Here is an 11,800-nt window from a genome sequence, read left to right as displayed (position 1 = left end):
GCCGTGAGCCGACTCCCCATGGAAAAGACCTACCAACCTGAACAGATCGAAACCCGCTGGTACGAACGCTGGGAAGCCGATAACCGCTTCGCCCCGTCTGGCCGCGGCAAGCCCTTCTCGATCATGATTCCGCCGCCCAACGTGACCGGCAGCCTGCACATGGGCCACGCGTTCCAGGACACCATCATGGACACCCTGACGCGCTGGAAGCGGATGCAGGGCAACAACACCCTGTGGCAGGTAGGCACCGACCACGCCGGTATCGCCACGCAGATGCTGGTTGAGCGTAAGATTGCCGCCGAAGAGGGCAAAACCCGCCACGACCTCGGCCGCGAGGCGTTCATCGATAAAGTGTGGGAGTGGAAGGAGGAGTCCGGCGGCCACATTACCCGCCAGCTGCGCCGCATGGGCGCCAGCGTCGACTGGAGCCGCGAACGCTTCACCATGGACGACGGCTTCTATAAAGCGGTTCAAGAAGTCTTCGTGCGCCTGCACGAAGAGAAGCTAATCTATCGCGGCAAGCGCTTGGTAAACTGGGACCCTACCCTGCACACCGCCATTTCCGACCTGGAAGTGGAAAACAAAGAGCAGCAGGGCAGCTTCTGGCACTTCCGCTACCCGCTGGCCGACGGCGTTAAAACCGACGACGGCAACGATTACGTAGTGGTCGCCACCACCCGCCCGGAAACCCTGCTGGGCGATACCGGCGTGGCGGTTAACCCGGAAGACCCGCGCTACGCCTCCTTGGTGGGCAAATTCATCGAACTGCCGCTGGTGGGTCGCCGTATTCCTATCGTGGCGGACGAGCACGCTGATATGGATAAAGGCTCCGGCTGCGTGAAGATCACCCCGGCCCACGACTTTAACGACTACGAAGTCGGCAAGCGCCAGAACCATCTGCTGATCAACGTCTTCACCAAAGATGCGACGATTCTTGAGCAGGCGGAAATTTTCGACCTGAAAGGTCAGCCGCAGCCCGATGAAGATGCCACCCTACCGGCCAAATACGCGGGCTTGGATCGTTTCGAAGCGCGCAAACAGATCGTCGCGGATATGGATGCCCTCGGCCTGCTGGTACAGGTAGAGAGCGTCAACAACACCCTGCCCTACGGCGACCGCTCCGGCGATGTCATCGAGCCGCTGCTCACTGATCAGTGGTTCGTGGCCGTAGAGAGCCTCGCCAAGCCCGCTATTGAAGCGGTAGAGAACGGCGACATTCAGTTCGTGCCGAAAAACTACGAGAACATGTACTTCGCCTGGATGCGCGACCTGCAGGACTGGTGCATTTCTCGCCAGCTGTGGTGGGGCCACCGCATTCCCGCTTGGTACGACGCCGACGGCAATGTTTACGTGGCCAGAAGCGAAGAGGAAGCCCGCGAGAAGCATGGCCTGGGCGCTGACGTGGCGCTGACCCAAGACGAAGATGTGCTGGACACCTGGTTCAGCTCGGGCCTGTGGACATTTGGCACCCTGGGCTGGCCGGAAAAAACCCCGGAGCTGGACACCTTCCACCCCTCCAGCGTACTGGTAACGGGGTTTGACATCATCTTCTTCTGGGTCGCCCGGATGATCATGATGACGCTGAAATTCACTGGCGAAGTGCCCTTCAAAACCGTTTACGTACATGGCCTAGTGCGCGACGGTCAGGGCCAGAAGATGTCCAAATCCAAGGGCAACGTGCTGGACCCCATCGACCTGATCGATGGCATCACGCTGGATGACCTGCTGGAAAAGCGCACCGGCAACATGATGCAGCCCCAGAAGGCCAAAGCGATTGCCAAAGCCACCAAAGAGGAATTTAAAGACGGTATCGAAGCCCACGGCACCGATGCGCTGCGCTTTACGTTCCTTTCCCAGGCCACCACCGGGCGCGATATCAAGTTCGATATGAACCGCCTAGACGGCTACCGCAACTTCTGCAACAAGCTGTGGAACGCCTCGCGCTACGTGTTGATGAATGCCGAAGGCGAAGATTGCGGCACCAGCGGCGAAGAAGTGGAGCTGTCGCTAGCCGATCGCTGGATCATCTCCCAGCTACAGAAAACCGAGGCGCAGGTCACCAAAGCCATGGATGACTACCGCTTCGACCACGCGTCCCAAGCGCTGTACGAGTTTGTTTGGAACGAGTACTGCGACTGGTACCTGGAGCTTTCCAAGCCGGTCCTGTGGGACGAAGCGGCCAGCGCCGAAGCCAAACGCGGCACCCGCCGCACCTTGGTGCGGGTACTGGAAACGATCCTGCGCTTGGCTCACCCGATGATGCCCTATATCTCTGAAGAGATCTGGCAACGCGTGGCACCGCTGGCGGGCACCTATGTGGGCGACGATGCCTCCATCATGCATCAAGCGTGGCCGGAAGCCGACGAGAGCAAGATCGACGAGCAGGCCACCCGCGACATCGAGTGGCTGAAAGGCGTGATCATCGCCGTGCGCAACATCCGCGCCGAGATGAACATCGCCCCCGGTAAGCCGCTGGATGTGCTGCTAACCAAAGGCCAGCCCGAAGACGCCGAGCGCCTGGAGCAGAACCGCCGCTTCCTGGCCAAGCTAGCGAAACTGGAAATCGTGACGTGGCTAGCCAACCCAGAAGACGCCCCGCTGTCAGCCACGCAGCTGGTCGGCGATATGGAAGTACTGGTGCCCATGGCGGACCTGATCGATAAAGACACGGAGCTTGCTCGCCTCGCCAAAGAGATCGAGAAGCAGGACAAGCTCATCGGTGGCATCGAGAAGAAGCTGGGCAACGAAGGCTTTATCGCCAAAGCCCCCGACGCCGTGATCGAGAAAGAGCGCGGCAAACTGGCGGAATTCCAGTCTGCTAAAAAGCTGCTCGAAGAGCAGCAGGCGAAGATCGCCGCAATGTAAGTCAGCGCTAACGGCAGTAGTTCAACGGCACCCCCTGGGGTGCCGTTGTCGTTAATGCGCTTCGCAATCCCAGCCGCTGCGCGCAGCGTCATCGTTTTTTATGATGAACCGTGTAAGGTTGGTCATGATTCTGCCACTGAGTGGCAACACCGAAGGTTCAGCCATCGTTAATTCGGCTACCGTTTCTCACACTACGGAATGCGCTATGTCCACACTCTCTGAGGCTCAACTGCAGGCATTAGACATGACCCTGCAGCAAGCGGAGGTCGACTACCAATCGCTGTCGCCCATGGCCGATACCGGCCTGGCCCATGACCACGTGTGGATTCACCGCGAAGGGGACGACTGGGTGGCGCGACTGCCCAAGCAGAGCCAGATGAACCTGCCGCCAGCGGAAAACTTGACGTATCAAGCCGCCTGCTACGAACGGGCCAGCCAAGGCGGGCACACGCCACGCCTACACGGTGTACTGCCGCCCAGCGAAGCGCTGCCACGCGGCGCGCTGCTGGTCGAGGCGATTCGCGGGCGCTTGGCCGAGCTCCCCCAGGACCTGCCTGCCATCGCCGACACACTCGCCAGCCTGCACCGCCAGCCGCTGCCCCGCCAACGCCCGCCGCTGCTGGCCCCCAAATCACCTTGGCAGGCCATGGTGGAGGAGGTGTCTCAGCAGGCCCAGTGGTTGAGCGATGCCCAGCTCCCCAGCGGTATTCACCTGCGTATTCAACAGGAGCTGGATTTACTGCCCCGCACGCTGGACGACGCCACTTCTACGCTGATCAGCTTCGATACGCACCCCGGCAACTTTTTAATCACCGACGATGGCCGAGCGGTGCTGGTGGATCTCGAAAAGTGTCGCTATGGCCTGCCGGGCATCGATTTAGCTCACACCTCGCTCTACACCTCGACCACTTGGGACCTCAACAGCCAAGCGGTACTCAGCCTGGAGGAGGTTGTTGGGTTCTATCGTCGCTGGCAGGCTGCGATGGCCACAGCGCCTGAGATTACGTTGCCAAGTGTCGATACGCTGATTGCTTGCCGACGCGCCACCTGGCTGTGGTCGCTCACCTGGTGTGCCAAGTGGCGCGCTCAGCACCTACATCGCCAGGATGACGAGCGCCGGGGGGAGGATTGGTCGGCCGAGCTGACCGATGCGGTCGTGATCGACCACGTGCGCGACCGTGTCGAGCACTACCTCTCGCTGCCCATTATCGAACACGTCCACAGTGAACTTCAGTGCCTACAAACCGCTCTATAACCAACTGATTTGATGAGGTGTGCGATGAAACCACGCTCTGCTCTGGCCACCGCCGTGGCGCTTGCTCTAATCACCCTAACCGCGCCGGCGGTCGCAGCCCCCGACCCGCAAGAGTGGGAGAGTGTACTGGAGGCTGCCGACGGCCAAACCGTGTACTGGAATGCCTGGGGCGGCGATGCGCGCACCAATCGCTACATTGCCTGGGTCGCAGAGCAGATGCAGGAGAGCTATGGCGTTCGCGTGGAGCACGTGAAACTCGACGACACCAGCAGCGCCGTGGCGCGGGTGCTGGGTGAGCAGCAGGCGGGTAACGACAGCGAGGGCAGCATTGATCTCATTTGGATCAACGGCGAAAACTTCGCCGCCATGCGCGAGCAAGACCTGCTGTTTGGGCCTTTTGCGGAATCGCTGCCGAACTTCGCCCTCACTTACCCTGACGACAACCCCGAAGTCGTCACCGACTTCACCCTGCCCACCGAGGGCTACGAGTCCCCTTGGGGCAAGGCGCAAATCACTTTCTACTATGACAGCGCGCAAACCGACACGCCGCCTCAAAGCATTGAGGCGCTACTCGTCTGGGCCAAAGAGCATCCCGGCCAGTTTAGCTATCCGCGTATTCCCGATTTCACCGGCAGCACGTTCCTCAAGCAGGCGCTGATCGAGCTGACCGATCAAGATGAAGCGCTTTACGCGCCGGTCGAAGACGCCGATTTCGAGGAGATCACCGAACCGCTGTGGGCCTATTTAGACGAGCTTCACCCGCATTTATGGCGCAGCGGCCGTAGCTTTCCCGAATCCGGCCCCAACCTTCGCACGCTAATGAGCGACGGCGAACTCAGCCTCGCTTTCTCGTTCTACCCCACCGATGCCGCCGTGGCGGTGATGGAGTATGAGCTGCCGGAAAGCGTGCGTAGCTATGTGCTGGAAGGCGGCACGCTGGGTAACGTGCACTTCGTGGCGATTCCCTACAACTCACCCCATAAAGCGGGTGCAATGGCGCTAGCCAACTTCCTGCTCTCCCCGGAGGCGCAAGCCCAGAAGCAGTCACTCAGCATGTGGGGCGACCGCAGCGTGTTAGCGATCCAGCAGCTTGAGCCGAGCGACCAGGCGCTCTTCGAGCAGGGCGAGAGCCACCCAGCAGCGCTGCCCGCCGATGCGCTCTCCAACACCCTTGCCGAACCCCACCCCAGTTGGATGAACGCCCTTCAGGATGCTTGGCTTGAGCGTTACGGTGTCAACTAAACGCACGACTCACACCCGCATGCGACTCACTGAACCATGCTGCGGCTAGCGCCTCTTCTGATCATTGCCCTGCTGGTGATGCCCGTCACCGCAGGGCTTGGCATGGTGTTGCTGCCTGCTTTTGGCTACCTGCCGGTACTGGGGAGCGAGCAGGCCAACCTCTCCGCTTGGCAAATGCTGTTCGCCCAGCCGGGGCTTGGCCGCTCGGTGGCGGTGAGCTTTGCCAGCGGCTTGGCCAGTACGGCGCTGGCGCTGCTGATCGTCGTGCTGTTTTTAGCTGCCAGCCAAGGCACTTGGCTGGACCGCAGCCTACGCCGCTTGGTGTCGCCCCTGCTGGCAATTCCCCACGCGGCGGTGGCGTTCGGCTTTGCGTTTTTAATCGCGCCTTCCGGGCTGATGGCACGGCTTATCTCCCCCTGGCTCTCCGGCTGGGAAGCGCCTCCCGATGCGCTGATCGTGAACGACCCCTGGGGGCTTGCGCTCACCTTCGGCCTGGTACTCAAAGAAGCCCCGTTTCTCTTGTTAATGAGCCTGGCGGCGCTGCCCCAGTTACAGGCGGAACAGCGCCTGAGGCTGGCGCGGTCGCTGGGTTACGCGCCCACGATTGCCTGGCTCAAAGTGGTGCTTCCTTCGCTCTATCCATTGATACGCCTACCTATCTACGCGGTCATTGCCTACGCCACGTCGGTGGTGGATATGGCGCTGATTTTGGGGCCGCGCTTGCCGCCCACCTTGAGCGTCTCGATTCTTGGCTGGTTTAGCGATCCGGACATTACCCACCGCTTTATGGCATCTGCCGCCGCGGTGCTGCAACTGGGCGTAACGCTGGCCGCGCTGCTGAGCTGGTGGCTGTTAGAGCAGCTAGCCCGCAGGCTGAGCCAGCGCTGGCTGACCAACGGCGACCGGCAGCGGGGGGAAACCCTCTTCACCGTAACAGGCCGAGCGGGGCTAACCCTGGCAAGCCTAGCCGCGCTGGCCGCGCTGATCGGGTTAGGGCTTTTCTCGGTGGCCGGGTTTTGGCGTTTTCCTGAGCTGCTGCCGCAGTCGTTTACCTTTGACCACTGGCAGCGCAGCGCCGACATGCTGGCCGGGCCGCTGGTGAATACCGCGCTGGTTGCGCTGCTCTCGACCGGCTTGGCGGCCGTATTGGTCGTCGCCACTCTTGAAAACGAGCAGCGCCAGCAGATTCACCCTACCCGTTCGCTCTGGCTGCTCTATTTGCCGCTGCTGGTGCCGCAAATCGCATTTTTATATGGCCTAGTGGTGGCCGCCGAGCGCCTGGGCATTCGCCCCCAGCTGGCGCTGGTGGTGGCGGGCCACCTGCTGTTCGTGCTGCCTTATGTGTATCTCTCGCTAGCCGAGGCCTACCGCCGCTTAGATCCTCGCTGGCTCTACATTGCGCAGTCGCTGGGCGTCTCGCGCCGCCGGGCGTTTTGGCGCGTGCGGCTGCCACTCCTGCTCGCCCCGCTGCTGACCGCCGTGGCGGTGGGTTTGGCGGTGAGTATTGGCCAATATTTACCAACACAGCTTCTGGGCGCAGGCAGAGTACCAACAGTGACCACTGAAGCCGTGGCGCTGGCCTCTGGAGGAAACCGCCGCTTAATCGGCGTGTGGGCGCTGGTGCAAGCGGGCCTGCCGCTTGTAGGCTTTATGGCCGCCGTCGCCCTGCCCCGGTGGCTAGGCGCTCCACGCCGTGCCCCTCTCAACGTTCAACGCCAAGGTTAAGACGCCCTGTGGATAAGGAACTCCGTGAATAACGCTGCCAATGCCCTAACCCTAGAGCAAGTAAGCATTCACTTAGCTGGCCGCCCGCTGCTGCATGTGAACGCCACGGTGGCCCCCGGCGAAGTGCTCACCGTGATGGGCCCCTCGGGTTCCGGCAAATCGACACTGCTGGCCTTTATCGCCGGCTTTTTACAGAGCACGTTCACCGCCCAAGGGCAGGTTCGCCTTGGCGACACCGACGTACTCAGCCTGCCCGCCGAGCAGCGCGGCGTTGGCCTGCTGTTTCAAGACCCGCTGCTGTTTCCCCACTTGAGCGTCAGCGGCAACCTGCGATTTGGTTTGCCCCATCGCAGCCCGCAAAAGAGCGCGCAGATTGCCAAAGCGCTCGATCAGGTAGGGCTTACGGGGTTTGAAGCCCGCGACCCGGCCACGCTCTCTGGCGGGCAGCAGGCTAGGGTAGCGTTGATGCGTTTGCTGCTCTCCCAGCCTCGCGCCGTGCTGCTGGATGAACCTTTCTCCAAACTCGATACGGCGCTGCGCCAAGAGATGCGCACGCTGGTTTTCGGCCAACTGCGGGAGGCGGACCTGCCTGCCCTGCTCGTTACCCATGACGAAGCCGATGCCACCGCTGCAGGAGGGCCGATCATTGCCCTTGGCTGATCCACACCCCGCGCCTGCGTCCCTAAGCATCATCATTCCCATGCTCAATGAGGCAGCGGGTATTCAGGCAACGCTCACGCGGCTGCAACCGCTGCGCGCCTCAGGCGTTCAACTCCTCGTCGTGGATGGTGGCAGCACCGATGCCAGCGTGGCCCTCGCAGCACCGCTGGCCGATGCGATACTCAGCAGCGCCCCCGGACGAGCACGGCAAATGAACCTGGGTGCGCAGCACGCCCACGCCCAGGCGCTGCTTTTTTTGCATGCCGATACCCAACTGCCCCCCGGCGAAGAGCAGCGTGCGGTGGTAGATCTACAAAAGGCGCTGGCTCAATACGTTTGGGGGCGATTCGATATTCAGCTCACGGGGCGAAGCCGTTGGCTGCCGGTGGTCGCGAGCTTGATGAACCTGCGCTCGCGGATTAGCGGTATCGCGACCGGCGACCAAGGCATCTTTGTGCGCCGCGATACGTTTTGCGCGCTGGGCGGCTTTCCCAATCAGCCGCTGATGGAAGACATCGAACTCAGCAAACGCCTGAAGGCGCATTCGCCCCCCGCCTGCCTGCGCCAGAAGGTGATAAGCTCGGGCAGGCGCTGGGACGAGTTCGGCGCTTGGCCCACCATTCGCCTCATGTGGCGGCTACGCTACCGCTACTGGCGCGGTGTCAGCGCCACTCAATTGGCTAAGGAGTACCGCGATGCACGTTAAGCTCGCCGCGCCCCACCTGCACCTGCTGGCCAAAGCGCCGCTGCCGGGGCAGGCCAAGACGCGTTTGATCCCCTGCTTGGGCGCAGAGGGCGCCGCCGAAGCCCACGCCGCCATGGTGCGCCACTGTGTTGCCACCGGCTGCGAAGCGCTGGGGGCGGAGAATGTCACACTGTGGACCTCGTTAGACCACCACCACCCGCTATTTTTAGAGCTTCAGGCCCAACACGGCATGGCCTTGGCCGCCCAGCAGCAGGGCGATGTGGGCAGGCGCGTTCGCCATGCACTGAACAGCACCGACGGCCCCGCCATGGTGATGGGCACCGACTGCCCCAGCATTACCAGCGCCATGCTCAAACGCTGCCGAGCAGCCTTGAGCACCTTTGCCGTGGTGATTTTACCGGCTGAGGATGGCGGCTACGGGCTGATTGGCAGCCACCAGGATCATCCCAGCCTGTTTGAAGACATTCCCTGGGGCACCGAACAGGTATTGAGCGTGACGCAAGCGCGCCTGGCGGCGCTGGGCCTGGAAGCCGCCTACCCAGATACCATGTGGGACATCGACCGCCCCGAAGATTGGCAGCGCTGGCAGCAGTTGCGTCACGCCAGCGTGTAAGGAAACGTTCCGTTTTAGCACTGAGTACGAACACCTTCTCCAAGGAGCCTGCCATGAACCGTCAGCGCCTGCTGATTTTTGCCCTACTGCTACTGGCCGTGATTGGCTTTTACGTTAGCGGCGCCCATACGTTCTTCACTCTGGATACCCTGCAGGCCTACCGCAGCGATTTTCAGGCAGCGTTCCAGCAGTCGCCCTGGCAGGTGGCGGGCATTTTCTTCGCGGTGTATGTGGCGATGGCTGCACTCTCGCTGCCCGGCGCGTCGCTGTTAACACTGCTGGGCGGTGCGCTGTTTGGGTTGGGCTGGGGGCTAGTGATCATCTCGTTTGCCAGCGCCATCGGCGCGACGCTCGCCTTTCTACTCTCCCGCTTTTTGTTTCGTCAGCCCATCGAAAAACGCTTTCCCCGCCAGTTCCACACGGTGAACCGGGGCGTCGAGAAAGATGGCGCGTTTTATCTGTTCACCCTGCGTTTGGTGCCCATTTTCCCGTTTTTCATGATCAACCTGGTGATGGGGCTAACGCGGATTAAAACCACCACGTTTTACTGGGTGAGCCAGCTCGGCATGCTGCCCGGCACGGCGGTTTACGTGAATGCGGGCGGCCAGCTCGGCGAGCTGGAAAGCCTGAGCGGCATTATCTCGCCTGGGCTCATCGCCTCGTTTGCGCTGCTGGCGGTGTTCCCCTGGGTGGCCCGGCGCATTGCGCTGATGGTGCAAAAGCGCAACGCCTACAAAGGCTTCACTCGCCCTAGCCGTTTTGACTACGACATCGTGGTGATTGGCGGCGGCTCGGCGGGGCTGGTGACCAGCTATATCGCCAGCGCCGTGAAAGCCAAGGTGGCTCTCATCGAAAAGCACAAGATGGGCGGCGACTGTCTTAACACTGGCTGCGTGCCTTCCAAAGCCTTGATTCGGGCTGCCCGCGCGGCCCATGACATTCGCACAGCAGACCGCTTTGGCGTGAGCGCCAGCGAGCCCAGCGTGGATTTCGCCAAGGTGATGGGGCATGTGCATCAGGCCATCCGCGATATCGAGCCCCACGACAGCGTCGAGCGCTACACCAAGCTCGGCGTGGAGGTGTATCAAGAGCACGCCACCCTGGTGTCACCATGGGAAATTCGCGTGGGTGATCAAACCCTCACCGCTCGCCATATCGTGCTGGCCACCGGAGCGCGCCCTCGCGTGCCACCCTTGCCCGGCATCGAGCACGCGCCGCTGCTCACCTCTGAGAACCTCTGGTCGCTCACCGAGCTGCCCAAACGGCTGGTGGTGCTGGGTGGCGGTGCGATTGGCTGCGAACTGAGCCAAAGCTTTGCCCGCTTAGGTAGCCACGTCATCTTGGTAGAGGGCGCGCCGCAGTTGCTGGGCCGGGAAGATAATGAAGTTGGCGAACACGTAGAGCGCACGCTCACCCAAGAGGGCGTGACGGTGATGACCGGCGCGAAAGCGCTGGAGGTAAACCAAGTCGACGGGGAGCATCAGCTTGTTATTGAACACTTGGGTGAGCGCAGCACCTTAGCGTTTGATTATCTACTGGTGAGCGCGGGCCGTCAGGCCAACGTGGAAGGGTTAGGACTGGAGGCGCTAGGGATTACCACCACCGACGGCGGCACGCTGGCCCTCAACGAGCGGCTGCAAACGCGCCTGCCTAACATCTGGGCCTGCGGCGACTTAGCGGGCCCCTACCAGCTTACCCACGCGGCCGCCCATCAGGCGTGGCACGCCGCCGTGAATGCGCTGTTTGGCGAGCTGAAAAGCTTCGCGGTGGACTACCGCTTTATGCCCGCCGTTACCTATGTTCAGCCGGAAGTAGCGCGAGTGGGTCTCAACGAAAAAGAGGCCACCGCGAAAGGTGTCGCCTTTGAAGTGACCCGCTACGCCATGAGCGAAAGCGACCGCGCCATTGCCGAAGGCGCTCCCGAAGGCTTTATCAAAGTGCTCACCGTGCCGGGCAAAGACAAGATTCTGGGAGCGACGATCGTCGCGGAGAACGCTGGGGAGTGGCTGGGCGAGTTCACCATCGCCATGAAGCACGGCCTGGGGCTGAATAAACTGCTCGGCACCATTCACCCCTACCCCACGCTAGGCGAAGCCGCCAAAGCCACCGCAGGCGTTTGGAAAAACGCCCATAAGCCAGAACGAGTGCTGGCACTATTGAAGCGGTATTTCGATTGGCGACGGGGATGAGATTGACGAGCGCGAGTGGCGCTACCTACAAGTCACTCGCGCTCGGGAAGTACTAGCGAGTCGCCGTACGCCTTGGAGAAGGTTTCCACCACTTCATGGACAATTTTACGCTGAGGCTGCGGCAGCGTCTTATACATTGCGAGAAGATGATGCTCTTCTCTAGTCAGCGAGGTTTCCCACTGCCCCTGCGGCTCCTTAACGGCGTTATCTTCTGCCCCGCCATAACGCAGATAATGGGGCGTGACAGATAACCAACGCGCCAGCACCTGCAGTTTTTCCTGACTTGGAATCGAGTCTCCTCGCAACCAGCGCCTAACGGCCTGGAAGGTGATCGGTTTTCCCCAGTAGCGCAAATTGAATTCACGCTCTAGCACGGAGGGCCGAGTGTCGTACCCCGCCGCTTGCATAGAGGATTTTAAGCGCTCGGCAAACATGATTTTTTCATTCATGCCGCCAATGTGAATCGATTATTCAATAGTTGTTGAATAATGATTTACCTTTTGATTGAATCATTAATTCAATTTTGATGTGAAGTGGCGCTCGGC

General features: G+C 61.3%; 9 protein-coding genes. 8 read left to right on the top strand and 1 reads right to left on the bottom strand.

Annotated elements, in window-relative coordinates; all coding sequences use genetic code 11:
- The first annotated feature begins 18 nt into the window (after window positions 1-18).
- The 8 genes from QIT27_RS11145 to QIT27_RS11110 all read left to right on the top strand — a co-directional run bounded on the left by QIT27_RS11145 (window position 19) and on the right by QIT27_RS11110 (window position 11,255).
- The gene (locus tag QIT27_RS11145) at window positions 19-2,865 is read left to right on the top strand and encodes a valine--tRNA ligase (protein ID WP_285263832.1); all 2,847 of its coding nucleotides are present in this window, start codon (window positions 19-21) and stop codon (window positions 2,863-2,865) included.
- 205 nt (window positions 2,866-3,070) lie between these two features.
- Window positions 3,071-4,120 carry an aminoglycoside phosphotransferase family protein gene (locus QIT27_RS11140; RefSeq protein ID WP_285263831.1) on the top strand — a complete coding sequence of 350 codons (1,050 nt, stop codon included), beginning with the start codon at window positions 3,071-3,073 and terminating at the stop codon, window positions 4,118-4,120.
- A gap of 24 nt (window positions 4,121-4,144) precedes the next feature.
- A complete protein-coding gene (locus tag QIT27_RS11135; RefSeq protein ID WP_285263830.1) occupies window positions 4,145-5,362 on the top strand; it encodes an ABC transporter substrate-binding protein in 1,218 nt (405 codons plus the stop codon).
- A 36-nt stretch (window positions 5,363-5,398) separates the two neighbouring features.
- Window positions 5,399-7,087 (top strand): ABC transporter permease, encoded by a 1,689-nt coding sequence (locus tag QIT27_RS11130; protein WP_285263829.1) that lies wholly within the window; start codon window positions 5,399-5,401, stop codon window positions 7,085-7,087.
- Window positions 7,088-7,111: 24 nt separating this feature from the next.
- The gene (locus QIT27_RS11125) at window positions 7,112-7,747 is read left to right on the top strand and encodes an ATP-binding cassette domain-containing protein (RefSeq protein ID WP_285263828.1); all 636 of its coding nucleotides are present in this window, start codon (window positions 7,112-7,114) and stop codon (window positions 7,745-7,747) included.
- Complete coding sequence (locus QIT27_RS11120; protein WP_285263827.1) at window positions 7,734-8,453, top strand: TIGR04283 family arsenosugar biosynthesis glycosyltransferase; 720 nt, start codon at window positions 7,734-7,736, stop codon at window positions 8,451-8,453. Before QIT27_RS11125 ends, QIT27_RS11120 begins: the two co-directional genes overlap by 14 nt.
- Entirely contained in the window at window positions 8,443-9,066 is a 624-nt protein-coding gene (locus QIT27_RS11115) for a TIGR04282 family arsenosugar biosynthesis glycosyltransferase (protein WP_285263826.1), read from the top strand. The genes QIT27_RS11120 and QIT27_RS11115 overlap by 11 nt, the downstream gene beginning before the upstream one ends.
- A gap of 53 nt (window positions 9,067-9,119) precedes the next feature.
- The gene (locus QIT27_RS11110) at window positions 9,120-11,255 is read left to right on the top strand and encodes a dihydrolipoyl dehydrogenase family protein (RefSeq protein ID WP_285263825.1); all 2,136 of its coding nucleotides are present in this window, start codon (window positions 9,120-9,122) and stop codon (window positions 11,253-11,255) included.
- Between the two features lie 32 nt (window positions 11,256-11,287).
- On the opposite strand, the gene QIT27_RS11105 is transcribed toward QIT27_RS11110, so the two are convergent.
- Window positions 11,288-11,689, bottom strand: a complete 402-nt coding sequence (locus QIT27_RS11105; protein WP_254436444.1) for a transcriptional regulator — start codon at window positions 11,687-11,689, stop codon at window positions 11,288-11,290.
- Window positions 11,690-11,800 lie beyond the last annotated feature (111 nt).

The organism is Halomonas sp. LC1, from assembly GCF_030247125.1.
Classification (GTDB): domain Bacteria; phylum Pseudomonadota; class Gammaproteobacteria; order Pseudomonadales; family Halomonadaceae; genus Vreelandella.
This window is presented reverse-complemented; position numbering and strand designations above follow the sequence as displayed.

Coding starts and splice junctions, on each gene's coding strand:
- QIT27_RS11145 (WP_285263832.1), top strand. CDS start 19: ATGGAAAAGACCTACCAACCTGAACAGATCGAAACCCGCTGGTACGAA.
- QIT27_RS11140 (WP_285263831.1), top strand. CDS start 3,071: ATGTCCACACTCTCTGAGGCTCAACTGCAGGCATTAGACATGACCCTG.
- QIT27_RS11135 (WP_285263830.1), top strand. CDS start 4,145: ATGAAACCACGCTCTGCTCTGGCCACCGCCGTGGCGCTTGCTCTAATC.
- QIT27_RS11130 (WP_285263829.1), top strand. CDS start 5,399: ATGCTGCGGCTAGCGCCTCTTCTGATCATTGCCCTGCTGGTGATGCCC.
- QIT27_RS11115 (WP_285263826.1), top strand. CDS start 8,443: ATGCACGTTAAGCTCGCCGCGCCCCACCTGCACCTGCTGGCCAAAGCG.
- QIT27_RS11110 (WP_285263825.1), top strand. CDS start 9,120: ATGAACCGTCAGCGCCTGCTGATTTTTGCCCTACTGCTACTGGCCGTG.
- QIT27_RS11105 (WP_254436444.1), bottom strand. CDS start 11,689: ATGTTTGCCGAGCGCTTAAAATCCTCTATGCAAGCGGCGGGGTACGAC.